The 24,649-nt window shown below is 67.3% G+C and carries 24 protein-coding genes and 1 pseudogene; 16 read left to right on the forward strand and 9 right to left on the reverse strand.

What is annotated here, in order from left to right; translation table 11 throughout:
• The first annotated feature begins 6 nt into the window (after positions 1 to 6).
• The 8 genes from qcrC (at position 7) to ACR4XW_RS01610 (ending at position 8,340) form a co-directional block, all read left to right on the forward strand.
• Entirely contained in the window at positions 7 to 810 is an 804-nt protein-coding gene (qcrC, locus tag ACR4XW_RS01575) for a cytochrome bc1 complex diheme cytochrome c subunit (protein WP_434758754.1), read from the forward strand.
• Complete coding sequence (gene qcrA, locus ACR4XW_RS01580) at positions 807 to 1,889, forward strand: cytochrome bc1 complex Rieske iron-sulfur subunit (protein WP_434758755.1); 1,083 nt, start codon at positions 807 to 809, stop codon at positions 1,887 to 1,889. The genes qcrC and qcrA overlap by 4 nt, the downstream gene beginning before the upstream one ends.
• On the forward strand, positions 1,889 to 3,589 hold the full coding sequence (gene qcrB, locus ACR4XW_RS01585) for a cytochrome bc1 complex cytochrome b subunit (protein WP_434758756.1): 1,701 nt from the start codon (positions 1,889 to 1,891) through the stop codon (positions 3,587 to 3,589). Before qcrA ends, qcrB begins: the two co-directional genes overlap by 1 nt.
• A gap of 150 nt (positions 3,590 to 3,739) precedes the next feature.
• Positions 3,740 to 4,717, forward strand: a complete 978-nt coding sequence (locus tag ACR4XW_RS01590) for a glutathione S-transferase family protein (protein ID WP_434759389.1) — start codon at positions 3,740 to 3,742, stop codon at positions 4,715 to 4,717.
• A gap of 87 nt (positions 4,718 to 4,804) precedes the next feature.
• A complete protein-coding gene (locus ACR4XW_RS01595; RefSeq protein ID WP_434758757.1) occupies positions 4,805 to 5,149 on the forward strand; it encodes a HesB/IscA family protein in 345 nt (114 codons plus the stop codon).
• Between the two features lie 202 nt (positions 5,150 to 5,351).
• Complete coding sequence (ctaC, locus tag ACR4XW_RS01600; RefSeq protein WP_434758758.1) at positions 5,352 to 6,209, forward strand: aa3-type cytochrome oxidase subunit II; 858 nt, start codon at positions 5,352 to 5,354, stop codon at positions 6,207 to 6,209.
• Entirely contained in the window at positions 6,209 to 7,930 is a 1,722-nt protein-coding gene (gene ctaD / locus ACR4XW_RS01605; protein ID WP_434758759.1) for an aa3-type cytochrome oxidase subunit I, read from the forward strand. The genes ctaC and ctaD overlap by 1 nt, the downstream gene beginning before the upstream one ends.
• Positions 7,927 to 8,340, forward strand: a complete 414-nt coding sequence (locus ACR4XW_RS01610; RefSeq protein ID WP_434758760.1) for a cytochrome c oxidase subunit 4 — start codon at positions 7,927 to 7,929, stop codon at positions 8,338 to 8,340. The genes ctaD and ACR4XW_RS01610 overlap by 4 nt, the downstream gene beginning before the upstream one ends.
• 69 nt (positions 8,341 to 8,409) lie before the next feature.
• Here ACR4XW_RS01610 and ACR4XW_RS01615 read toward each other — a convergent pair whose 3' ends face one another.
• The 5 genes and pseudogenes from ACR4XW_RS01615 to ACR4XW_RS01635 form a co-directional block, all read right to left on the reverse strand.
• Positions 8,410 to 9,810, reverse strand: a complete 1,401-nt coding sequence (locus ACR4XW_RS01615) for a GuaB1 family IMP dehydrogenase-related protein (protein WP_434759390.1) — start codon at positions 9,808 to 9,810, stop codon at positions 8,410 to 8,412.
• Positions 9,811 to 9,916: 106 nt separating this feature from the next.
• Positions 9,917 to 10,495 (reverse strand): NUDIX hydrolase, encoded by a 579-nt coding sequence (locus ACR4XW_RS01620; RefSeq protein ID WP_434758761.1) that lies wholly within the window; start codon positions 10,493 to 10,495, stop codon positions 9,917 to 9,919.
• Positions 10,496 to 10,573: 78 nt separating this feature from the next.
• Entirely contained in the window at positions 10,574 to 11,614 is a 1,041-nt protein-coding gene (locus ACR4XW_RS01625; protein ID WP_434758762.1) for a glycerate kinase, read from the reverse strand.
• Between the two features lie 11 nt (positions 11,615 to 11,625).
• A complete protein-coding gene (pspAA, locus tag ACR4XW_RS01630; protein ID WP_434758763.1) occupies positions 11,626 to 11,913 on the reverse strand; it encodes a PspA-associated protein PspAA in 288 nt (95 codons plus the stop codon).
• A 227-nt stretch (positions 11,914 to 12,140) separates the two neighbouring features.
• Positions 12,141 to 12,887: pseudogene (locus tag ACR4XW_RS01635) on the reverse strand (PspA/IM30 family protein); the annotation flags it as partial.
• 157 nt (positions 12,888 to 13,044) lie between these two features.
• Between ACR4XW_RS01635 and ACR4XW_RS01640 the strand changes: the two are divergent.
• On the forward strand, positions 13,045 to 13,605 hold the full coding sequence (locus ACR4XW_RS01640) for a DUF3043 domain-containing protein (RefSeq protein WP_434758764.1): 561 nt from the start codon (positions 13,045 to 13,047) through the stop codon (positions 13,603 to 13,605).
• Between the two features lie 12 nt (positions 13,606 to 13,617).
• A complete protein-coding gene (locus ACR4XW_RS01645; RefSeq protein WP_434758765.1) occupies positions 13,618 to 13,812 on the forward strand; it encodes a hypothetical protein in 195 nt (64 codons plus the stop codon).
• Between the two features lie 28 nt (positions 13,813 to 13,840).
• Here the strand turns inward: ACR4XW_RS01645 and gcvT are convergent, their stop codons facing one another.
• Positions 13,841 to 14,971, reverse strand: a complete 1,131-nt coding sequence (gcvT, locus tag ACR4XW_RS01650; RefSeq protein ID WP_434758766.1) for a glycine cleavage system aminomethyltransferase GcvT — start codon at positions 14,969 to 14,971, stop codon at positions 13,841 to 13,843.
• Positions 14,972 to 15,091: 120 nt separating this feature from the next.
• Between gcvT and ACR4XW_RS01655 the strand changes: the two genes are divergently transcribed.
• Positions 15,092 to 16,540, forward strand: a complete 1,449-nt coding sequence (locus ACR4XW_RS01655; RefSeq protein WP_434758767.1) for a leucyl aminopeptidase — start codon at positions 15,092 to 15,094, stop codon at positions 16,538 to 16,540.
• A 65-nt stretch (positions 16,541 to 16,605) separates the two neighbouring features.
• On the opposite strand, the gene ACR4XW_RS01660 is transcribed toward ACR4XW_RS01655, so the two are convergent.
• A complete protein-coding gene (locus ACR4XW_RS01660) occupies positions 16,606 to 16,947 on the reverse strand; it encodes a hypothetical protein (RefSeq protein WP_434758768.1) in 342 nt (113 codons plus the stop codon).
• A gap of 25 nt (positions 16,948 to 16,972) precedes the next feature.
• On the opposite strand from ACR4XW_RS01660, the gene lpdA reads away from it, so the two are divergent.
• Together lpdA and sucB are read left to right on the forward strand one after the other, a co-directional pair.
• The gene (lpdA, locus tag ACR4XW_RS01665) at positions 16,973 to 18,358 is read left to right on the forward strand and encodes a dihydrolipoyl dehydrogenase (RefSeq protein WP_434758769.1); all 1,386 of its coding nucleotides are present in this window, start codon (positions 16,973 to 16,975) and stop codon (positions 18,356 to 18,358) included.
• Positions 18,359 to 18,468: 110 nt separating this feature from the next.
• Positions 18,469 to 20,280 carry a 2-oxoglutarate dehydrogenase, E2 component, dihydrolipoamide succinyltransferase gene (sucB, locus tag ACR4XW_RS01670; RefSeq protein ID WP_434758770.1) on the forward strand — a complete coding sequence of 604 codons (1,812 nt, stop codon included), beginning with the start codon at positions 18,469 to 18,471 and terminating at the stop codon, positions 20,278 to 20,280.
• A gap of 87 nt (positions 20,281 to 20,367) precedes the next feature.
• Here sucB and ACR4XW_RS01675 read toward each other — a convergent pair whose 3' ends face one another.
• Positions 20,368 to 20,877 carry a hypothetical protein gene (locus ACR4XW_RS01675; protein WP_434758771.1) on the reverse strand — a complete coding sequence of 170 codons (510 nt, stop codon included), beginning with the start codon at positions 20,875 to 20,877 and terminating at the stop codon, positions 20,368 to 20,370.
• Between the two features lie 6 nt (positions 20,878 to 20,883).
• A complete protein-coding gene (locus ACR4XW_RS01680) occupies positions 20,884 to 21,846 on the reverse strand; it encodes an RDD family protein (protein WP_434758772.1) in 963 nt (320 codons plus the stop codon).
• 126 nt (positions 21,847 to 21,972) lie between these two features.
• Here ACR4XW_RS01680 and lipB point away from each other — a divergent pair, with 126 nt between their 5' ends.
• From lipB to ACR4XW_RS01695, 3 genes are all read left to right on the forward strand, one after another.
• Entirely contained in the window at positions 21,973 to 22,686 is a 714-nt protein-coding gene (lipB, locus tag ACR4XW_RS01685) for a lipoyl(octanoyl) transferase LipB (RefSeq protein WP_434758773.1), read from the forward strand.
• Between the two features lie 71 nt (positions 22,687 to 22,757).
• The gene (locus ACR4XW_RS01690; protein WP_434758774.1) at positions 22,758 to 23,708 is read left to right on the forward strand and encodes an ABC transporter ATP-binding protein; all 951 of its coding nucleotides are present in this window, start codon (positions 22,758 to 22,760) and stop codon (positions 23,706 to 23,708) included.
• Positions 23,708 to 24,646, forward strand: coding sequence for a hypothetical protein (locus tag ACR4XW_RS01695; RefSeq protein WP_434758775.1), 939 nt, complete (start codon positions 23,708 to 23,710; stop codon positions 24,644 to 24,646). Before ACR4XW_RS01690 ends, ACR4XW_RS01695 begins: the two co-directional genes overlap by 1 nt.
• Positions 24,647 to 24,649 lie beyond the last annotated feature (3 nt).

Consider the following 24,649-nt stretch of genomic DNA (forward strand, 5'->3'; position numbering starts at 1 on the left):
CCAATCGTGAGATTTCTCTCCTCCCGGCTTCGACACAAGGCAGCCAAGCCGCTGATCCTGGTGCTGGCGCTCTTCCTGATGGGGGCCCTGTACGCCGTGGTGGCGCCGAGCCAACAGGTTTCGGCCGACAACGGCACCTCCCAGCAGATCGACGAGGGCAAGAAGCTCTTCGCCGTCAGCTGCGCCTCCTGCCACGGCCTGAACGGTGAGGGCACCAGCCAGGGCCCGTCCCTGGTGGGTGTCGGCGCCGCTTCGGTCGACTTCCAGATGGGTACCGGACGGATGCCGATGGCCCAGCCCGGCCCGCAGGCTCCCCGCACCCACGACAAGTTCACCGACGAGGAGATCTCCGCGATCGCTGCCTGGGTGGCCACCCTGGGCCCCGGTCCGGACATCCCCGAACCCGATGCCTACACCCCGGCCGGTGACATCACCCCCGAGCAGATCGCCATCGGCGGTGAACTGTTCCGCAGCAACTGCGCCGCCTGCCACAACTACCAGGGCTCCGGCGGTGCCCTGCCGCACGGTAAGCACGCCCCGACCCTGGAGGGTGTGGAGAACAAGCACATCTACGAGGCCATGCGCATCGGACCGCAGCAGATGCCGGTCTTCTCCAAGGCGACCATCACCGATGAAGAAGTCACCTGGATGATCGCCTACCTCAACGACTTGCACGGCAGCGCCAACGGTGGCATCACCCTCGGCAGCCTCGGCCCGGTGTCGGAAGGTTTCTGGGCCTGGTTGCTGGGTATCGGCGGCCTGAGCATGATCGCCGTCTGGATCGCTTCGAGAGGGAGCCGCACCAAGTGAGTACGCACACCGACCCGTCCACCGAACTCGAGCGGAACCAGCATCCGGTCGACGACCCGGGCGTGGAGCCGCACCTCGAGCGCTACATCGACTCGGACGAGCGCCTCGGCCGGGCCGCGAACCGGCAGGTGGTGACCCTCTTCGGTCTCTCCCCGCTGCTCGCGCTGGCCGCCACCGTGGTGTACTTCGCGGTCCCCCGTGACCTGGAGATCACCTTCCTCGGCTTCCACACCCCGGCCCACCACTTCTGGTTCGGCCTGCTGCTGGGCTCGGCGATCCTGCTGATCGGTCTGGGCGCGGTGCACTGGGCCCGCACCCTGATGTCGGACGAGGAGATCATCGAGGAGCGGCACCCGATCGCCTCCAGCGATGAGGACCGCGCCGCGATCCTGGAAGAGATCGACCAGGGTGTCGCCGATTCGGGCCTGTCGCGCCGCAAGCTGATCAAGGCCTCGATGGGTGGTGCCCTCGGCCTGTTCGCGGTGCCGATGCTGGTCACCCTCGCCGACCTCGGTCCGTGGCCGACCCGCTCGGTGCGCGAGCGCACCATCGAGCGCACGCTGTTCGCCGAGGCCACCCCGAACAAGCCGGTTCGCCTGGTCAACGACACCACCATGGCGCCGATCCGGGCCGCCGACCTCGAGATCGGCCAGTTGGTCAACGCCCAGCCGGAGAACCTCAAGGATCTGCACGGCAAGGACGTCCAGATCGAGAAGTCGAAGGCCGCGATCATCATCGTGCGGATGGCGATGGACAAGATCACCATCCCCGAGTCTCGCAAGGACTGGCACGTCGACGGCATCCTCTGTTACTCGAAGATCTGCACCCACGTCGGCTGCCCGATCAGCCTGTGGGAGCAGCAGACCCACCACCTGCTGTGCCCCTGCCACCAGTCGACCTTCGACCTGGGCAACTCGGGTGTGGTGGTCTTCGGCCCGGCCGCGCGCGCGCTGCCGCAGTTGCCGATCACCGTGAATGAAGCAGGCGAGTTGGTCGCCCACGGGGACTTCACCGTCCCGGTCGGCCCGAGCTACTTCGAGCGGGACTCCCGCAATGACTACAAGGAGGGCGACAACTGATGGCCAAGCCGACCAAGGTTTCCGAGGCCACCGTCGAGGGCAAGCGCCCCGCCCCCGGCCGTCCCTCCACCGGCGCCAAGGTGGCCACCTGGGCCGACGACCGGATCGGTCTGGCCGCAATGGGCCGCAAGAACCTGCGCAAGGTGTTCCCCGACCACTGGTCCTTCCTGCTCGGTGAAGTCGCGCTGTACAGCTTCATCATCCTGCTGATCACCGGTGTGTTCCTCACCTTCTGGTTCAAGCCCTCGATGGCCGAGATCCAGTACGACGGCTCGTACCAGTTGCTCAAGGGCCTGCACATGTCGGAGGCCTTCGCCTCCACCCTGGACATCTCCTTCGACGTCAAGGGCGGCCTGCTGATCCGCCAGATGCACCACTGGGCGGCGCTGCTGTTCGTGGCCGCGATGTTCGCGCACATGTTGCGGGTGTTCTTCACCGGCGCCTTCCGCCGCCCGCGCGAGATCAACTGGCTGATCGGCACCGGCCTGCTGTCGATGGGCATGGTCGAGGGCTTCGCCGGCTACTCCCTGCCCGACGACCTGCTGTCGGGCACCGGCCTGCGCTTCGTCGACGGCCTCATTCGGTCGATCCCGGTGATCGGCACCTGGGCGGAGTTCTTCGTCTTCGGTGGCGAGTACCCCGGCGACCTGATCGTCCCGCGGCTGTACATGGTGCACATCCTGCTGATCCCCGGCCTGCTGCTCGGCCTGATCGCCGCGCACATGGGGCTGTTGGTCTACCACAAGCACACCCAGTTCCCCGGCCCGGGCCGCACCAACAACAACGTGGTCGGCTACCCGATGTTCCCGGTCTACATGGCCAAGGCCGGCGGCTTCTTCTTCATCGTCTTCGGCGTCATCACCCTGATGGGTGCGGTGCTGCAGATCAACCCGGTGTGGAAGTACGGCCCCTACAACCCGGCCCAGGTCACCGCGGGCTCCCAGCCCGACTGGTACATGCTGATCGCCGAGGGTGCGGTGCGCCTGATGCCCGGTTGGGAATCGCACATCGGCGGCACGACCTGGTCGTGGAACGTGATGATTCCGGGCCTGGGCTCGCTGGGCATCCTGTTCACCCTGATCGGTGTGTGGCCCTTCATCGAACGCTGGCTCACCGGTGACAACCGCGAACACCACATCCTGGATCGTCCGCGCAACGCCCCGAACCGCACCGCCTTCGGTGTCGCCGGCATCACCGCCTACCTGATGCTGTGGGCCGGTGGCGCCAACGACATCCTGGCGACCAAGTTCCACCTGAGCCTGAACGCGATCACGCTCGTGCTGCGGGCGGCGTTCTTCATCGCCCCGGTGATCGCCTTCATGATCACCAAGCGCATCTGCCTGGGCCTGCAGCGTTCCGATCGGGAGCGGCTGTTGCACGGCAGTGCGACCGGCACGATGGTGCGCGACCCCCGGGGTGGCTACTCCGAGGCACACGTCCCGATCAGTCAGGACGAGGCGTTCACCCTCACCCAGCATGCCGAGAACCACCCGCTGGAGGCCGCCGAGGCCGAGGACGAGCACGGCGTGGCACGTCCCGGTGGTGGCATCAGCAAGCGCCGGGCCCGGGCCTCGCGCTGGTGGAGCGGCCACAACCTGCGCAAGCCGACCCGTGCCGAGCTCGAGGAGGCCGCCAGCCACCACGAGCACGACCACGATTCGGATCACGACGATCAGACCTCGGTGACCACCGGGCACTGATCGACACGAGGTGCACACAGCGGGGCGTCCTGGTTCTGGACGTCCCGCTGTGGCATTCCCGGCCGGCCGCGTACCCTCGGTGGGGTGAGCACCGACGAGAACAGCACCTCCGGCAGCTACGTGACCTCCGGTCAGGAGTACCGCCGGGACATGAACTACGTGACCACCCGGATCACCGCCGACGGCCGCGACGGCTTCCCCGCAGAGCCCGGACGCTATCGCCTGATCGCCGCTCGGGCTTGTCCCTGGGCGAACCGGGCGATCATCGTGCGACGCCTGATGGGCCTGGAGGATGCCTTCTCACTGGGCACCCCCGGCCCGACCCATGACAAGCGTTCGTGGACCTTCGACCTCGATCCGGCCGGCCGCGACCCGGTACTGGGCTACGAGCGGCTCCAGGAGGCCTACTTCGCCCTGGACCCCGAGTACCCGCGTGGGATCACCGTCCCGGCGATGGTGGACGTCACCACCGGCAAGCTGGTGACCAACGATTTCGATCAGATGACCCGCGACTTCTCCTCGGAGTGGACCGCCCACCACCGCGAGGGCGCCCCCGACCTGTGGCCGGCCGAGCACGCCGAGGAGCAGGAGGAGGTCATGCAGCGGGTTTTCACCGACGTCAACAACGGCGTCTACCGGTGCGGCTTCGCCGGCTCCCAGGCCGACTATCGCAAGGCTTACGACCGGCTCTGGGCGGCGATGGACTGGCTGGAGGAACGCCTCAGCACCCGGCGGTATCTGGTCGGTGACACCATCACCGAGGCCGATGTGCGGTTGTTCACCACCCTGGCCCGCTTCGATCCTGCCTACCACGGCCACTTCAAGTGCAACCGGCAACGCCTGAGCGAAATGCCGGCCCTGTGGGCCTACGCGCGCGACCTGTATCAAACTCCGGGCTTCGGTGACACCGTCGACTTCGAGCAGATCAAGGCGCACTACTACGTGGTGCACACCGACATCAATCCGACCGGCATCGTGCCGGCCGGCCCGGACCTGTCGAACTGGCTGGATCCCCACCACCGCGAGGAACTGGGCGGACGACCCTTCGGCGACGGAACCCCGCCGGGCCCGGTGCGCGAGGGTGAGGAAGTCGACCCCGCCCACACCGCCGCGGCACACCTGCGCTGATCTCGTCTGCTTGGTGGGAATGATTTCTGCTCGTAGACTGTTGCAAAATACGCTGGACAACGCCTTAACAACGATATGGAGAGCTTCATGACCGTTCAGGACCAAGCATCGGGCGTCTTGTTGACCGACGGCGCCGCCGCCAAGGTGAAGGCTCTGCTCGACGCCGAGGGCCGCGACGACCTGGCCCTGCGGATTGCGGTGCAGCCGGGTGGATGCTCCGGCCTGCGCTATCAGCTGTTCTTCGACGAGCGTTCCCTCGAAGGTGACATCACCGCCGACTTCGGTGGCGTGTCGGTCGTGACCGACCGGATGAGCGCCCCGTACCTCACCGGTGCCACCATCGATTTCAAGGACACGATCGAGCAGCAGGGGTTCACCATCGACAACCCCAACGCCACCGGTTCGTGCGCCTGCGGCGACTCCTTCCACTGATCGAGTCCTCTGCGAACACCCTCCGATCCCCCGTCCCCACCGCGGTGACGGGGGATCGCTGTTTTACTACGGGCCGTAGGAAAGAAGGCACTTCCCACGTCGCGGTGGGCCGGGCGACGTAGGTCGATTTTTACGTTAGTGTGGCCCCGAATAGCGGCGCGGGCGAGTTACGTCGCGCGGCTCGACACCGGAAGGGCATGACGTGGGTCTGAGAGGCAAGTGGACGCGGTCGCGATTCTTCGCGTTGACCGCGGCAGCAGCCACTCCATTGGTATTGGCGGGCTGCTCCAGCGACAACCCCGAGCACTGGTTCGGCTTGCCGGGCTCGGCAACCGACCGCGCCCCACACATGGGCAACCTGTGGGTGGGCGCCTGGATCGCTGCGCTGGCCGTCGGCGTGTTGATGTGGGCCCTGATGTTCTGGGCCGTGATCCGCTACCGACGCCGCCACGACGACGAGGTACCGCGCCAGACGCGCTACCACCTGCCGTTGGAGGTCTTCTACACCCTGGTGCCCTTCCTGATCATCGGCGTGCTGTTCTACTTCACGGTGCTCACGCAGAACGAGATGAACCGCAAGGAGGAGAACCCCGATCACGTGATCGACGTCGTCGGTCAGAAGTGGTCGTGGACCTTCAACTACCGCGAGGGCGAGAACCCCGACGTCGACGTCGAGGACGTGTGGGAAGCCGGCACCGTCGAGAAGGTGCCCACCCTGGTGCTGCCGGTCAACGAGTCGGTGCGCTTCAACCTCAGCTCCCCCGACGTGATCCACTCCTTCTGGATCCCGGCCTTCCACTACAAGCTGGACGTGATCCCGGGCCGGGCGAACTCCTTCGACGTGACCCCCACCAAGGAAGGCACCTTCGCCGGTAAGTGCGCCGAACTGTGCGGCACCTACCACTCGGCGATGATCTTCAACGTCAAGGTGGTCAGCGCCGACGAATACGAGAAGTACTTGCAGGGGCTTGCCGAGAAGGGCCAGACCGGCACCGCGCACGGCCCGCAAACAGCCGACGTTCCCACCAACAAGCGCGCTGAGCAGGCGGAGGGTAACTGATGACTACGGTCGAACGCACTGCCGAGCTGGTCTCGGACACCGAACCGAGGCACGGCCTCGGCGCCCGGGTCGTGGATTGGGTGACCACCACCGACCACAAGCTGCTGGGCAACATGTACCTGATCACCTCGATGGTGTTCTTCATGTTCGGCGGCATCCTCGCCCTGGGCATGCGGTTGGAACTGGCCGCCCCCGGTCTGCAGTACCTCAACTACGAGACCTACAACCAGTTCTTCACCATGCACGGCACGATCATGCTGCTGATGTTCGCCACCCCGAGCTTCTCGGGCTTCGCGAACGCGATCATGCCGCTGCAGATCGGCGCCCCCGATGTGGCCTTCCCGCGACTGAACGCGTTCAGCTTCTGGCTCTACCTGTTCGGCTCGCTGATCGCCTGCGCCGGGTTCCTCACCCCGCAGGGTGCGGCCTCCTTCGGCTGGTTCGCCTACGCACCGCTCAGCAATGAGATCAACTCCCCCGGTATCGGTGGTGACCTCTGGCTGGTCGGCCTGTACATGCTGGGTCTGTCGTCGATTCTGGGTGCGGTGAACTTCATCACCACCATCGCCACGATGCGCGCCCCGGGCATGACCATGTTCCGGATGCCGATGTTCACCTGGAACGTGCTGGTGACCTCCTTCCTGGTGATCGCGGTGTTCCCGGTGCTGGCCGCCGGCCTGCTGGTGTTGGAGGCCGACCGAGTACTCGGATCCCACGTCTTCGACGCCGCCAACGGCGGCCCCCTGTTGTGGCAGCACCTGTTCTGGTTCTTCGGTCACCCCGAGGTGTACGTGCTGGCGCTGCCGTTCTTCGGCATCATCACCGAGATCATCCCGGTGTTCTCGCGCAAGCCGGTGTTCGGCTACGTCGGCTTGGTGCTGGCCACCCTGGCGATCGGCACCCTGTCGATCTCGGTGTGGGCGCACCACATGTTCACCACCGGCGCGGTCAACCTGCCGTTCTTCGCCTTCATGACCTTCCTGATCGCGGTACCCACCGGCGTGAAGTTCTTCAACTGGGTCGGCACGATGTGGCGAGGATCGATCAGGATGGACACGCCGATGCTGTTCAGCTTCGGCTTCCTGACCACCTTCCTGTTCGGTGGCCTGACCGGCATCATCTTGGCCAGCCCGCCGCTGGACTTCCACGTCCACGACTCCTACTTCGTGGTCGCGCACTTCCACTACGTGCTGTTCGGCACGATCGTGTTCGCCATGTTCGCCGGCTTCTACTTCTGGTGGCCGAAGTGGACCGGCCGGATGCTGAACAACACCTGGGGCAAGGTGCACTTCTGGCTGACCATGGTCGGCTTCCACCTGACCTTCCTGGTGCAGCACTGGTTGGGCACCACCGGTATGCCGCGTCGTTACGCCGACTACCTGGTCGAGGACGGGTTCACCCTGCTCAACCAGATCTCCACCGTCGGTGCCTTCATCACCGGTGTCTCGCTGCTGCCGTTCTTCTGGAATATGTGGATCAGCCGCAACTCGCCGAAGGTCACCGTGGACGATCCGTGGGGCTGGGGCCGTTCCCTCGAGTGGGCGACTTCCTGCCCGCCGCCGCGGCACAACTTCACCAGCCTGCCGCGCATCCGTTCGGAGTCCCCGGCCTTCGACCTGCATCACCCGGAGATTTCCCGGTTGGAGCAGGTGGATCCCCACATCGACAGCTTGGTTGCCGTGGGTGCGGTCGACCGTGACGAGGAGGATACGAAACAGTGAAAGCCGAAGCCTGGATCTTCACCTATGTGACGATCTTCTTCCTGATCACCGCCCCCGTCTACGCCTACATGACGTCCATTTCGCCGACCGGCATGGAGTGGACCGGCTTCGTGGCGTTGACCCTGACCGCCGGGCTGGGCGGCATGATCGCCATCTACCTGTGGATGCGCACCGGCAAGATCGACCCGCGTCCCGAGGACGACAAGGACGGCGAGATCTACCAGGGAGCCGGCGAGTACGGCTTCTTCCCGCCGCAGAGCTCGTGGCCGTTCTTCTGCGCCCTGGTGATCGGCCTCATGGTGATCGGCCCCGCGCTGGGTTGGTGGCTGACCATCATCGGTGCCGGCATCGGCATCTGGGCGGTCGCCGGCTGGGTGTACGAGTACTACCGGGGTGATTACGCGCACTGACGCGCCACACCACGCGACACGCACAGAGGGCGGGCAGCCGATCGGCTGCCCGCCCTCTGTCGTTGCAGATCACCAACTGGCGTGCAGCGGGCGTCCCTCGTCGTAGCCGGAGGCCGACTGCACCCCGAGCACCGCCCGGTCGTGCAACTCCGCCACCGACCGCGCCCCGGCATAGGTGCACGAACTGCGCACTCCCGAGGAGATGAAGTCGATCAGGTCCTCCACCCCCGGACGCTGCGGGTCGAGGTACATCTTCGACGACGAGATGCCCTCCTCGAACAAGGCTGCTCGGGCCCGGTCGAAGCCTTCCGAATCCCGGGTGCGGTGACGCACCGCCCGCGCCGAGGCCATCCCGAAGGATTCCTTGTACATCCGGCCGTCGGCGTCGTAGAGCACCTCACCGGTCGACTCGTGGGTGCCGGCGAACCAGGAGCCGATCATCACCGCTCCCGCACCTGCGGCCAGGGCCAGGGCCACGTCGCGGGGGTAGCGCACTCCCCCGTCGGCCCAGATCGCCTTGCCCTCCTCGCGGGCGGCGGCGGCACATTCCAGCACCGCACTGAACTGCGGCCTACCCACCCCGGTTTGCATCCGGGTGGTGCACATCGCGCCCGGGCCGACGCCGACCTTGACCACATCGGCCCCGGTGGAGATCAACTCGTGCACCCCCTCGGCGGTGACCACATTGCCGGCCACGATCGGCACCCGGCGGCCGGTTTCGCCGGCCACACGGTCGCGCACCTCCCGCACCGCCGTCAGAGCGGTCAGCATCCGTTCCTGGTGTCCGTGGGCGGTGTCGACCACCAGCACGTCGGTACCGAGCCTCAGCAGCTCCTCGGCCCGGTTCCCGGCTTCTCCGGAGATGCCGACGGCGGTGCCGATCTTCAACCGGCCGTCCTCGTCGACTGCGGGTTGGTAGATGGTGGCGCGCACCGCGGACTTATGGGTCATCACCCCGACCAGCCGATCCCCGTCCATCACCACCGCGATCCCGGGATGATGGCCACGCAGTTCGTCGTGGATCTCCCGGGGGCTCATGGTGTGCGGCACGGTCAGCAGGCCGGTGTTCATCACCTGATGCACCTGGGCGAAGCGATCGACATTGGAGGTGTCGGTCGGCATCACGATGCCGAGCGGGCGGTCGCCGTCCACCACCACGGCCACCCCGTGGGCGCGCTTGGGCAGCAACGCCATCGCGTGTCCGACGGTGGTGTCGGGGGTGACGGTGACCGGGGTTTCGAAGACGGTGTGGGAGGCCTTCACCCGTTCGATCGACCTCGCGACCTGATCGGTGGGAATGTCCTGCGGAATGATCGCGATACCGCCGCGCCGGCTGACCGTTTCGGCCATCCGGCGACCCGAGATCGCGGTCATATTCGCCACCACCAGGGGTAGCGGGTTCGCCAGCCCGTCGGTGGTGGTCAGGTCCACATCGAACCGCGAGGACACCGACGAACGGTGCGGCACCATGAAGACGTCGTTGTAGGTCAGCTCGTGAGCTGGTTCAGCAGTGAGAAAACGCACGGCTCACACAGTAGGCGACCGGGTCGGTCAAATCGATCCGGTCCGCTGCCACTCAGCCGCGGGACGGGTTCCATTCGATGCTGCCGTAGTGCACCCCGAAACCCTCACCGCGCCGGTGATCGTCCAAGTAGTGCTCCAGAGTGCGGCGGACGGTGCGGAACGACAGGGTCTCCCAGGGGATCTCGTCCAGCCCGAACATCCGGCATTCGATGGTCTCGGGCCCCGGGTCGAAGTCCAGGTCGTGCAGTTCGGCCAGCCAGTACAGGTGCACCTGGTCGGAGTAGGGCACGTCCAACACGGTGAACAGCCCGCCCAGTTCGATCCGGGCTCCGGCTTCCTCCCAGGTTTCGCGCACCGCCCCCTCGGAGCTGGTCTCCCCCACCTCGAGGAAGCCCGCGGGCAGGGTCCAGTAGTTCTTGCGCGGTTCGATATTGCGCAGACACAGCAGGATCTGTTCCGTGCCATCGGGTTCGCGCCAGACCGGCACCGTGCCGACGACATTGATCGGGTTGATGTAGTCGATGAACCCACAACGGGGGCACACGGCTCGTTCGCGATCCTCCATCGGCGGAATCCGCCGTTCCATCGCGGTACCGCACAGCCGGCAGAATGCTGCCTCCGGTTTCGTCATCCTCGCCTCCTCCGACCCACCATCGTAGGGGCCTGCAGCACTGTGGTTCGAAAATGCGTGCTTTCAAAACACGTGGTTTCAGGACCAGGTCCACGACCCGGCCACCCGGGTGACCGCATCGCGCAACCGGTCGGGGTCGGCGATCGAGACCGGGTAAGCGGCTTCGATGCCCATCAGCCGCATCTCGCGGTCACTGATCATCACCTCACCGGCCAGCACCACACACGGACGCAGCGCGTCGGCGGCCCAGCCGGCGGCCCGGTCGACCACCCCACCCCCCTTGTGGTGGAAATCGAAGGCGGTGCTGGTGGTCACCACCACGTCGGCCAACCGGGCGGTGTCGGGGATCGAGGCCAGTTCGCCGATCAGATCCACCGCGGGCACCACCCGTCCGCCCAGGGCGAGGATCGCCCAGGCCAATCCCCCGGCCGCCCCGGCCCCGGCGATCGCCGCCGATTCGGGGTCGACCAGCCGGGCGAGTCGTTCCAGGGCCGCATCGGTGCTGAGCATCACCGCCGGGTCCATGCCCAGTTCGGTGCCACGCCGGGACGTGATCCCGCGCAGGCCCAGCAGTTGGTCCGAGGCCTCGGCCACCGGAACCACCCCGACCAGCTCGATCCCGTCGAGAAGTTGCCGTACCGGAGCGATGTCGATGTGTCCCAGCCCGCCCAGGGCGGTCACCCCGTCGGTCAGCGAGACATCGGCGGTGGCGCCCAATTCGGCGAGCATCCCCGCACCGCCGTCGTGGCCGGTGGTACCGGCCAGATCGATCACCAACCGGCGGGGCCGGTGCTGTGAGAGCAGGGCGCGTACCGCCCGGCCCAGGGGTGCCGAGGAGGCCTCGGGACGAAAACCGGTCAGGTCGGGGCGCGGTTCGACCGCCACCACCGCCCGCTCGTCGGCCACCACCCAGGTGGCGAGTTGGTCGGGATCGTCGGAGGCCAGGGTGGGCTCCACCCGCCACAGCGCCGCGACCGCGTCGGCGAAACCGGCTCCGGCGTCCCCGCAGGGCACCACGGCCACCTCGGTCTCGCCCGCCGCGGCGCGCCAACCCTCGGCCACCGCGGTTCCGGCCACGTCGGCGGGCATCGCCCCCATCCGGTCGGGAACGACCAGCACCCGCACGATGTTCAGCCCGGGATCAGCCCGTCGGTATTACCGCCGGACAACAGTTCGCGGATCTCGTCCAGCGTCGATTCCGAACTGGGCACGATCAGATCGGAGTCGTGCAACTCGTCATCGGCCAGCAACTCTCCGGTCGACCGCACCTGGGTGGCCAGGCCGAGCAGCGCGCTGCGCAGCCCGTCCTGATCCTCCTCGTTCACGGCCTTCTCGATCCGGTCGTCGAACTCGTTCAGTTCGGTGATCGCCTCGTCGGACAGTCGCCACTGCCCCTCACCCAGAATCCGGATGATCATCCCTGCTGCCCACCGTTCTGCTCCGAGCCGTCACCCATCGCGAAGGGCTGACCCTGGTCGGTCTGGGGTGCCTGGTAGCCCTGTCCCGGAGCGCCTTCCTCGGGCGTGTAATCGACCGGGGAGTAGTCCGCGGGCTGGGCCGGCTGCTGAGGTGCCGGCGGGGCCTGCTGCGCGGGAGGCTGCTGGACGGGCGGCTGCTGCTGAGCCTGCGGGGCCTGCTGGGGCTGATCCTGACCCTGCTCGAGGGCGGGGGCCTGCTGCTGACCGGTGCCGATCGACAACTGCGACTTCATCGCGGCGAGTTCGTTCTCCACATCGGAGGTCGAGGCCAGCATGTCCAGCTCGCGGGTGATGTCGTCTTTGCCGAGCCCGCTGGAATCCTCCAGGGCACCGCTGGCCAACAACTCGTCGACCGCGCCGGCGCGGGCCTGCAACTGCAGGGTCTTGTCCTCGGCGCGCTGGATCGCCAGACCGACATCGCCCATTTCCTCCGAGATGCCGGTGAAGGCCTCGTTGATACGGGTCTGGGCCTCGGCCGCGGAATAGGTCGCCTTGATCGTTTCCTTGCGGGTGCGGAAGGCGTCCACCTTGGCCTGCAAGCGCTGGCTGGCCCGGATCAGCTTCTCTTCCTCGCCCTGCAGTTGGGCGTGCTGTACCTGCAGGTCGCCGAGCTGCTGCTGCAGGCCGGACTTGCGGGTGAGCGCCTCACGGGCGAGATCCTCCCGGCCCGCCTCCAGCGCACGCTGGGCCTGCATCTGCAGTTTCTCGGCCTGGCTGTTCAACTGGGTGGCCTGCAGTTCGACGCGCTTGCGGCTGGTGGCGACATCGGCCACCCCGCGGCGCACCTTCTGCAACAGCTCCAATTGGCGTTGGTAGGAGTAGTCCAGCGTCTCGCGGGGATCCTCGACCTTGTCCAGGGCCTTGTTGGCCTTGCTGGAAAATATCGTCGAGATGCGTTGAAAGATGCCACTCATGAGCTCTGCTGGTCCTTCCATCGGGCAGACACGTTGAGCCAAGCCTATGCGCTAGATGGTGCCGAACGGCAGCCGAGGGCGAAAAATGGGTGACCTCCCCGAGACGGGCTAGGCTTGACCCTCAGTCAGTCGTCGTTCGAAATCGTAAGAGGTCATCGTGGGATTGTTCCGCGCCAAGGAGCCAGAGCCGGCCACCCCGGAGGAATCCATCGCACCGGAACCCGCCGCGCCCCGGCGCAAGGGCACGCCCACCCCGAGCCGGAAACAGGCCGAGCAGGCACGTCGTGACCGCCGTACTCCGGTGTTGACGAAGAAAGAACTGCGCCGCCGCAACCGTCAGGCGGCCGGACGCGAGCGCGCGAAGCTGATGGAGGCTCGCGAGACCACGCCCGAACGCACCCTGTTGCGCGACTACATCGACAGCCGCTTCAACGTCGGTGAGTTCCTGTTGCCGATGCTGGCGCTGATGCTCGCCCTGACCTTCCTCTCGCAGGTGTGGTCGCTGGCCCCGCTGATGTCGACCGCCGGCCTGTACGCCTTCATCTTTCTGACCGCCTTCGACATCTATTTGATGTGGCGCGGCTTCAAGAAGGTGCTCGCCGAGCGTCACCCGCGGGCCTCCCGCAAGGGCCTGCTGGGCTACGCGATCAACCGTTCGATTCAGATCCGCCGGTTCCGCAACCCCGCGCCGCGTATCAAGCGTGGCGAGGAATACTGATCAGGAGTGACCATGGCTTACCGCTGGACCGCCGAACCCGAGGGCATCGACCTGCCCGATCTGGACCGTCAGTTCGACGACCAGGCCGAGGCCGAGGCCTGGTTCGGCGAGAACTGGAGTGAGTTGGCCGATGCCGGCGCCACCGCGGTCACCCTCTGGGAGGCCGATCGGGTGGTCTACGGCCCGATGAGCCTGGCCGAGGCCTGACCCGCGAGCCTCCGGGCTGAACAGCAACTCAGTGTTCGCGCACCGACGGTTCGACGAACGGCGGGGCGACCACCCGAAACTCCTCGATGCGGGTGCGTACCTGCACCTGCACCACATCGTCGACCGTCACCGAACGATCCAGCAGCGCCAGCCCGATGCCCTGTTTCAGGGTGGGTGAGAAAGTGCCGCTGGTGACGGTGCCCAGTTCGGTCTCGTCGGACGACTGCACCGTCATCCCCGGACGCGGGATCCCGCGTCCGAGCGCCTTGAGGCCGCGCAGCAGCCGCTTCGGCTTGGCCTGCTTGGTCTCCAACAGCGCCGCACGTCCCCAGAATTCGGGTTTGTCCCAGCCGATCGCCCAGCCGGCCCGGGCCTCCAGGGCCGAGAAGTCCGGGGACAGGTCCTGACCGTGCAGGGCATAGCCCATTTCGGTGCGCAGGGTGTCGCGTGCCCCCAGCCCACACAACTGCAGACCGTAGGGTTCGCCGGCGTCGGTGACCGCGTCCCACACCGTCAGCGCTGCCTCGGTGGGCACGATCAACTCGTAGCCGCGTTCACCGGTGTAACCCGAGCGGCACACGGTGATCGGAGTGCCGTCCATCTCGTGGTCGACGAAGGCCATGTAGTCGTGGCCCACCGGAATCCCCAGGCCGCCGAGCACCTCGTCGGAGTGGGTGCCCTGAATCGCGAACACCGCCAGTTCACGGTGCTGGTTGGTGATCGTCACGCCCTCGGGCGCCTGAGCCTGCAACATCTCGGCCACCACGTCGTTGTTGGCCGCGTTCGGCACCAACAGCACGTCCTCGTCGCTGCGCCGGTAGGCGATCAGGTCGTCGATCACTCCCCCACGGTCGTTGCAGACCAGGGTGTACTGGGCCTGGCCCGGGCCGATCTTGTTCAGGTCATTGCTCAACGCGGTGTTCAGGAAGTCCACCGACCCGGGCCCGGTGACCGACAGCTTGCCCAGGTGCGACACGTCGAAGATGCCCACCCCCGTGCGCACCGCACGGTGTTCGACCAGCACCCCGGCCCCGGCGTATTCCACCGGCATGTCCCAGCCGCCGAAGGGGGCGAACTTGGCCCGGGCCTCGACATGGCGGGCGTGCAGGGGCGACCGGATCAGGTCGTTCGCCCCGGATTCGGGCTTCTCCTCGGCCATGGCCATCCTCTCCGATGAGGTATTGGGGTCGGGGGTGAAAACGCTTCGACGCTATCGCACTGCACAACCCGACTCGGTAGTGACTAGCCTGGGTCATCAATCAAGTGTGAAGGAGCCTTTATGTCGGATCTGCCCCAGGTACATGTCAGCCGCAAGCTGCCCAAGAGCGATGTGATCGTTCTCGGGGTCGTCGGGCCCACCGAGGACACGAGTTTGCTGGTGCCGGACGTGCTGGGTAAGTCCTGGGCGAAGCGCGCCCTGCCCTCCTACCGGCTGGATTCCGAGGCCGGCAAGGCCTCCCTGGTGCCCGGCCCCGGCTCGGAGCACCTGATTCTGGTGGGCCTGGGTGAGGACGACAGCCCCGCCACCCTGCGCAAGGCGGCCGGTCAGGCCGTGCGGCTGGCGGTCACCTCGAAGTTCGAGCAGATCACCGTCGCCCTGCCCACCGATGAGCCGGAGGAATTGGCTGCCACCGTCGAGGGAGCGGTGCTGGGTGCCTACCGGGTCGACAAGCTGGCCAAGACCCCGGAGGACTCCCCCGCCCCGAAGATCACCCTGATCACCGACCACAGCCAGAAGCAGGTGGACGCGACCCTCGCCGTGGCCCGTGCGGTGGCCATTGCTCGCGACCTGGTGAATGTGCCGCCGAACCTGCTCTACCCCGAGACCTTCGCCGAGCGGGCCCGCCAGATTCACAAGGGCAGCAAGGTCACCGTCAAGGTGTGGGAGCCCGAGGACCTGGCCGCCGAAGGGTTCGGCGGTCTGACCACGGTGGGGGGCGGCTCCTCGCGCGGGCCCCGACTGGTGCAGATGTCGTACTCCCCGCGGGGGGCGAAGACGCACCTGGCCTTGGTGGGCAAGGGCATCACCTTCGATTCCGGTGGCCTCAACCTGAAGCCGGCCGACGGTATGTACACGATGAAGTGCGATATGGCCGGTGCCGCCGCGGTGATCAGCGCCGTGCGCGCGATCGCCGACCTGGGCTTGAAGGTGCAGGTCACCGGCTACGCCCCGATGGCCGAGAACCTGCCGTCCAGCACCGCCTACCGTCCCTCCGACGTGCTGACCATGTACGGCGGACTGACGGTGGAGAACGCCAATACCGACGCCGAGGGCCGGCTGGTGATGGCCGACGCCCTGGCCCGGGCCAGTGAGGACAAGCCCGATGTGGTGCTCGACATCGCCACCCTGACCGGCGCCTGCATGGTGGCGCTGGGCAACTCGACCGCCGGGGTGATGAGTGACTACGACGACCTGGCCGAGCGGGTGCTGGCCGCGGCCGAGTCGGCCGGGGAGCCCTTCTGGCGGCTGCCGCTGACCGAGGAGGCGACCAAGTCGCTGAAATCGACGATCGCCGATGTGCGTTCCAGCGGTAAGAGCCGCTACGGCGGGGCCCTGGTGGCCGGGGCCTTCCTGCGTAAGTTCGTGCCCGAATCGATCGCCTGGGCGCACCTGGACATCGCCGGCCCGGCCTGGCGCGATGAGCCGGACGCGGGTGCCGACAGCAACGGGGGCACCGGTTTCGGAGTGCGCACCCTGGTCGAGGTGGCCCGCTCGCTGGCCGAGTGAGCCGCACCGACTGAGGAGTCTCACAACGGACGAGGCGTCCGGTGCCCGGGTGGGTGCCGGACGCCTCAGTCGTTCTCGGCGCGCTTCTTGCGCAGCTTCTGGGCGCGGTTCCAATCGCGCATCCGCTGCGGGTAACCGACCACCCCGGCGTCATAGGACGGGATCTCAAGGTGTTCGGCGAACTTGTGACCCCAGGCCGGCGAGGGCACCTGCCGTCTGGTCCACTCCCCGTCCCCGGCGATCAACAGCACCGAAGCCTGGGCGACATTCGTCGGTGCCTCGACGAAAACCTCCACCCCCCGGCGCGATTGGGCGAACTCGGTCAGGTGTTGAACCGATGCCGGATTGGCCGCCCCCGACGAGGAGTCCTTGCGGGTCTGCTCTTTGCGCCTCTTCCACCATGCCACCGCTCCATGATGCAGGATGAACCCCATGACGCACGATGCGACCGACCTGGTGGTGCTCGGGGCCGGCTCCGGCGGCTATGCCGCGGCCCTGCGCGCAGCACAGCTGGGATTGTCGGTGACCCTGATCGAACGCGACCTGGTCGGCGGAACCTGCCTGCACCGCGGATGTGTGCCCACCAAGGCCATGCTGCATGCCGGCGACCTGGCCGATGCGGCGCGGACGGCAGGTGAGTGGGGGGTGGCCTGTCAGGTCACCGAGATCGACGCGGGCACGTTGTTGGCCCGTACCGACCAACTCGTCCACCGGCTGCACACCGGGCTGGGTGGCCTGATCGACAAGGCCGGCATCACCGTCGTGCGCGGCGAGGGTGAGTTGATCGCCGACGGCCCGGGGGTGCGCGTCGGCGACCGGGTGCTGCGGGCCGACACGGTGGTGCTCGCCACCGGTGCCCGGCCCCGGCAGTTGCCCGGCGTCGAGCTCGACGGGGAACGGATCGTCACCAGCGATCAAGCCCTGCGCCTGAACCGGATTCCGCAGCGGGTGGCGGTGATCGGCGGTGGGGTGATCGGTGTCGAGTTCGCCTCGCTGTGGGCCTCCCTGGGTGCCGAGGTGCATCTGGTGGAGGCCGCCGATCGGCTGTTGCTCGCCGAGGACGACGACATCGCCGCCGCCTTCACCCGCGCGTTCACCCGTCGGGGCATCCGGGTACGCACCGGGGTGTCGATCTCACAGGTGCGCCGCGAGGACGATCTGGTGCGCATCGAGCTGGCCGATGACACGCTCGAGGTGGACGCCGTGCTGGTCGCGGTCGGTCGCGAACCGGTGACCGATGCCTTCGCCGGTGCCGGGGTCGACGTGACCGAGACCGGCCACGTGCGGGTGGACGAGCATCTGTCCACCTCAGTACCAGGGGTTTTCGCGGTCGGTGACCTGATCGCCGGCCCCCAGTTGGCCCATCGCGGTTTCGCCCACGGCATCTTCGTCGCCGAACGGGCCGCCCACGCGTCGGGCAGGTTGGATCGGCGCCCGGTGCTGATGGCCGATCATGAACTGCCCCGGATCACCTACAGCGAGCCACAGGTGGCTTCGGTCGGGTTGGGTGAGCAGGCGGCGCGGGACCGCCACGGCGCGATCGAGGTACGCACCGCCGACCTGGCCGGTAACGCCCGGGCCCAGTTGTCCGGGGGCCGGGGCATGGTCAAGCTGATCCGGGCCGCCGATGGCCCGGTGGTGGGTATCAGTGCGGTCGGGCCCGGTGTCGGGGAACTGATGGGTGAGGGCCAGTTGATCGTCGGCTGGGGCGCCCATCCCGAGGAGGTCGCCGCCCTGGTGCATGCCCATCCGACCTTGGGCGAGGCCCTCGGGGAGGCCCACCTGGCCCTGGCCGGCACCCCATTGCATTTGCCCTGAACATTCATCGGTGGCCGCTGCGGGGGTGACGTGGCCGGATCGGGACGCGCACGGGTAGGGTGAACTCCAACCGCGCGTATGCACGCCCACCGAAGGAGTCTTGATACACCATGCCGACTTCTGTTGAGCTTCCGCAGCTTGGCGAATCCGTCACCGAAGGCACCATCTCACGCTGGCTGAAGCAGGTCGGCGACACCGTCGAGGTGGACGAGCCGTTGGTGGAGATCTCCACCGACAAGGTGGACACCGAGATTCCCTCCCCCGTCGCCGGCACCGTGCTCGAGATCAAGGCCGCCGAGGACGAGACGGTCGAGGTCGGCGCCGTACTGGCGATCGTCGGCGATGCCGACGAGGCCCCGGCCGACGACGCCCCCGCCCAGCAGGAACCCGCCGCCGAGGAAGAAGCCCCCGCTGCCGAGGAGCCCGCGCAGGAGGCTCCGGCCGCTGAGGCGCCGGCAGCCGAGTCGTCGGGTCAAGCCTCGTCCGGCCAGGCTTCGTCGGGTCAAGCACAGGGCACCGACGTCGAACTGCCCGCGCTGGGTGAGTCGGTGACCGAGGGCACGGTTTCGCGCTGGTTGAAGCAGGTCGGCGATTCGGTCGAGGTCGACGAACCCCTGGTCGAGATCTCCACCGACAAGGTCGACACCGAGATTCCCTCCCCCGTCGCCGGCACCGTGCTGGAGATCCGGGTCGGTGAGGACGAGACGGTCGAGGTCGGCGCGGTGTTGGCCGTGGTCGGCGACGGCAGCGCGCAGCCGGCTGCAGCAGCCGAGGAGGCCCCGCAGGCAGCCCAGGCCGCCGAGCCCGAGCCGGAACCGGTGACCGACGAGAAGGTCGAGGAACAGGCCGCCGACGGTGACGAGGGTGGGCAGGATCCGGTTCCGGCCCCGGCCGCCGAGGAGGCGCAGCCGCGCCGGGCCGCTGAGCAGGAGGCCCCGAAGCAGGCCCCGGCCAAGGCCGCCCCGGCACCGAAGGTGGCCCCGAAGGCCACCGGTGACGACGCCTCCTACGTGACCCCGCTGGTGCGCAAGCTGGCCGATCAGCACGGTGTTGATCTGGCGAAGCTGAGCGGCACCGGAGTGGGTGGCCGGATTCGCAAGCAGGACGTGCTGGCCGCGGCCGAAGAGGCGAAGAAGGCTGCCGAGAAGCCGGCCGAGGCACCGGCTGCCGCTGCCAAGGCGCCGGTTGCTGCGAGCAGCCAGCGTGGTACCACCGAGAAGATGTCGCGGCTGCGTCAGACCATCGCCACCCGGATGGTCGATTCGCTGCAGATCTCGGCCCAGCTCACCGCCACCGTGGAGGTCGACCTCACCGAGATCTCCCGGATTCGCAAGCAGGTCAAGGACGACTTCCGCGCCCGCGAGGGTGTGGGGCTGACCTACCTGTCGTTCATCACCAAGGCTGTGATCGAGGGCCTCAAGCAGTTCCCGAAGCTGAACGCCACGATCGACACCGAGGCCAAGGAAGTGACCTTCCCCGATGCCGAGCACATCGGTATCGCGGTGGACACCGACAAGGGCCTGTTGGTGCCGGTGATTCGTGACGCCGGTGACCTGTCGGTGGCCGGGCTGGCCAAGAAGATCGCCGACCTGGGTGCCCGCACCCGCGAGAACAAGGTGACCCCCGACGAACTGTCCGGCGGCACCTTCACGATCACCAACTACGGTTCGGTCGGCACCCTGATGGACACCCCGATCCTGAACCAGCCGCAGGTGGGCATCCTGGGCACCGGTGCGCTGGTGAAGCGCGCGGTGGTGATGGACGACGCCAAGCTGGGTGAAACCATCGCGGTGCGCGACATGATGTACCTGTCGTTGACCTACGACCACCGTCTGGTCGACGGCGCCGACGCGGGTCGTTTCCTGGCCGCGGTCAAGGAGCGCCTGGAGGAGGGCGACTTCGGCGCCGAGTTCGGTCTGTAGAGCAAGCGCGGAAACGCCCGGGGCCCGGTCCTGATGGACCGGGCCCCGGGCGTTTCAGGCGGGATCAGTAGCGGATCACCACCTCGCTCAGAACTTCATCACCCCGAGAACGCGGTGCAGGTGTGGTGGCACCGCGCGCGGTACCAGCCGTTTGAAGGCGATGAAGTTCAACATCACGTCGAGCCAGACGGGACGCTGGGTACACAGCTTCATCCGCCGGCTACTGCCGTCGGGGTTCGTGCCGTAGTCGAGCACGGTGCCATCGGGTTCGGCCCAGGTGCGGTGCATCCCCTGCCAGCCGAAGGAGACCAGTTGCCTGGGGGTGCCGATCACCACCCGGCGCGGGGTCAGCGCCAGGGTGCCGCGATCGGCCGGCTCCCAGCGACCCGCCGCGGCGTGGCTCTGGGAAAGATCGTTGAAGGCCAACTCCAACCCGACCCGCCGCAACACCTGCGCCCCCAGTACGGCGAAGGCCACCTCGCCGGGATCGAGCTGAAACGGCACGGGCACCGGCTGGGGTTGAAAACCCCCAGCCAGTGCCCGGGTCAGTTCGAAAGCAGCCTGCCAGTCAGCAAGAAATGGGTCCTGCGGCTGCATTCAGCCTCACTTGGTCGAGATGACCAGGGTGTTGGCGGCCTTGTCATGCCAACCCTGCTGACGACCGGAGTTGTCGAACAGCGGGGAGAGGTACACGACGATGCCCAAGTAGCAGACGATGTTGGCAGCCATCGGGATGATCCAGCGGATGAAGGATCCGCCCCAGCCCGGCACCTGCCCGTTGGCCTGCTGCACGACCTTGACGCCCATCAGCATCTTGCCGGGGGTCTGGCCCTTCAGCGCGATCATCACGACCTCGTAGGCCACACCGATGAGGAAGCTCAGGCCGTAGATCATGATGAAGGCGCCGGCGCTGATTCCGGCGGCCGCATCCGAACCGCTGCTCGCACCGGCGGTCATGATGGCGATCCCGATGAAGTAGAGCACGAAGATCACCACGGAAAGGATCACGCCATCGATGATGCGGGCCAGCGCACGCTGGCCGATCGTGGCAACCTTGGCGGTACCCAGACCGGGGATCTGCACCAGGCCGGACTGGGCCTGAGCCACCTCCCCGTAGGCGGGAGCGCCGGCACCGTAGCCGGCTCCCGAATCGTAGGGGTTGCCGTAGCCCTGGCCAGCGGGATCACCGTAGGCGGCACCACCCTGCGGGGTGCCGTAGGCACCGGCGTCCGGAGCCGAACCGTACGACTGAGCGCCGTAACCGGCGTCGGGGGCCGAACCGTAGGACTGCGCGCCGTAACCGGCGTCGGGGGCCGAGCCATAGGACTGGGCGCCGTAGCCCTGGTCCGGAGCCGAGCCATAGGACTGCGCGCCGTAACCGGCGTCGGGGGCCGAGCCGTAGGACTGGGCGCCGTAGCCCTGGTCCGGAGCCGAGCCATAGGACTGCGCATCAGGTGCCTGGTAGCCCTGGTTGGGGTCGGAGGCGGAGCCGTAGGACTGGTTGCCGTACTGCTGGCTCGGGTCGCCGCCGTAGCCCTGTCCGCCCTGGCCTGACTGGTCGGTCATGGGTGTTCCTTCCTTCATGAAGACGTGGCTGCTGGGTTCGCCCGGGCAACCGATCACCCCGAATGTATCGGACCAAGGTCACATTTGTGCCTCGTGCGCTGTATTTGACCACCTAGACTTGCCCCCATGGGCCTGATCTTTCGTTACGTCGGTCTGCTGCCCGGCCACACCGACCACATCGATTACTTGGCTGGCTGGGATCTGCAGCGTTCCACCCATGCCGCGGTGGCGGCCGGCAACCTCGGTGACACCGTCCTGATGCTGGAACATCCCGCAACATTCACCGCCGGACGCCGCACCGAGGAACATGAGCGCCCCACCGACGGTGCACTCGTGGTCGACGTCGACCGGGGCGGCAAGATCACCTGGCACGGCCCGGGCCAGTTGGTCGGGTATCCGATCGTGAAGTTGCCCGAAGCGATCGGGGTGGTCGACTATGTGCGTCGCCTCGAGGAAGCCCTGATCCGGGCCCTGCGCGAGGTCGGGCTCAGCACCGGCCGCATTCCGGGGCGGTCGGGGGTCTGGTTGCCGGCCGACCAGTCAGGTCCGGAACGCAAGATCGCCGCCATCGGCATCCGGGTGGCCCAGCACACCACCATGCACGGCTTCGCCCTGAACGTGAATTGCGACCTGAGTGACTACGGCCGGATCGTGCCCTGCGGCATCAGCGACGCGGGGGTCACCTCGATCAAGGCCGAAATCGGTGCGGCACCCACTGTTTTCGACACCGGACGGATGCTCGAGCCGCATCTGCGTGAACTCTTGAATTTCGAGCCCTACGAGCCGTCGCCCGATCTGGTCACGGCGCCGGACGAGGTGCGGGTCGGCTTGGACCTCTGAACCATCTCGGTGGCTTTACATTCTTCACATTCTCTTGGGAATTCAGCAGATAAGCGCCCTATCGTGTCGGCATGCGCAACGGCACGTCCAGCACCTCGGGCCGACCACAGCCACCCGCTGTCGTCGTTGAGAGGCTGACCAAGAGGTACGGCCCGAGGCCCGCCGTGGACGGACTCGATCTGACCGTCCCGACCGGGGGCATCCATGCCCTGTTGGGTCCGCACGGCTCGGGCAAAACCACCGTGCTGCGCATCCTGGTCGGGCTCACCCGACCCGATCGGGGCAGCATCACCCTGCTCGATCACAGCATTCCCCGCCAGCTCCCCCGCGTGATGCACCGGGTGGGCGCGGTGGTGGGGCGGCCCGGTTTTCACCCGCATGTGTCGGTGCGTCACAACCTGCAGGTGCTGGCCCTGGGGCTGGGCATCAAGTCCGAACGCATCGACGAATGTCTGGATCTGCTCGGGCTGACCGTGCTGCAACACGAAACCTTCCGCACCCTGGACCCCGATTCCCGCCACCAGGTGGCCCTGTGCGCGGCACTGTTGAAGTCGCCGGAGTTGCTGATCATGGACGAGCCGGCCGATGGGGTCGACACCCACAGGATCGCCGAGGTGCGTGCCGTGCTGACCCATCTGGCGGCCAACGGCACCACCGTGCTGGTGTCCAGCCATCAGATCGACGAGGTGCAGGGATGGGCCGATACGGCCTCGATCATCGACCACGGTCGTCTGGTCATCCAGGGCACGGTCGCCGAGATCGTCCAGGAGCGCTCGCACCGGGTCACCATCGGGGTGCGTGACGCCGCCCGGGCCGAACGGATCCTGGCCGAACACGATTTCCGGATCCGTAGCCGCGGGCAGTCCGAACTGGTGATCTCGGTGCCCGGGGCCGACCCGGCCGAAACCGCCAGGATCACCGCCCTGCTGGCGCGCGAAGGGTTGTACATTCACCAGTTGACAACTCATTCGCCCAGCCTGGAGGACACCATCGTCAAGCTCAGCCGCACCGGAGCCGCTTGATGCTCAAAGCATTGGCCGCCGATGCTTTCCTGCTGCGCCACCGCACTGTGGTGTGGGTGGTCTGCGGGGTGGCTTTGTTGGCAATCAGCGTGCTGGGCGGCCAGTCGATTCGCGATATGGCACCGCCGAGCGCCGCGGAGCTGACCCAGGCTCAGCAGACCTATCAGGCCAAGCTGGCCGAGTGGGAGGCCGAACACGAGCAGTGGGAAAGGGCCTGTATCGAAGACGGGGGTTCGCACGAACAGTGCGCCGTCCCCCGGCCCACGCCCGAGTCCTACCAGCCGTGGCAGGCCGACTACCGGATCGCCTCGGGGATCACGATCCTGGTTGCTGCGGCCCTGTTGGCGGTCACGATGTACGTGGTGGGCGCGTTGTATGTCGGCGGTGATTTCGCCAGCGGTGCGATGACCACCTGGCTCACCCACCAGCCGCGACGGATGGTGCTCACCGTGAGCAAGCTGACGACGGTGGGGGTGCTCTCCCTGGTCGCCGGGGTTCTCGTTTTCGGCGTGTTGCTGATCGCACTGAACCTGGCCGCCCGGGCCTGGCAGGTGCCGGTCACGCAGGATCATCTGGTCGGCTCGCTGATCTCGGCCGGGCGCGGCACCCTGCTGGTGATGCTGGGTGGGTTGATCGGTGCCTCGGCCGCCTTCATCACCCGCCGGTCCGCCGTGGCGATCGGGATGGCTGCGGTGTACACCTTGCTGAACCGGGTCACGGTGTCGTTGAACATCGGCACCGGAGCGGCCCCGGCCCTGGATCTGATCACCCAGGCGCAGGCCTGGGTCGGTGGCGGCACGACCTTGACCTATTGGGACAACGGGATGTTCCAGGAGTTGCGGCTCAACCCGACCCTCGGTGGGGTCATCTGGGGTGTGTTGAGCACGGTGATGCTGATCGCCGCACTGCTCACCCAACGCTTCCGCGACCCCCAATAGCCC

Source organism: Pseudenemella bisphenolivorans (assembly GCF_051133435.1).
GTDB lineage: Bacteria > Actinomycetota > Actinomycetes > Propionibacteriales > Propionibacteriaceae > JAAYAO01.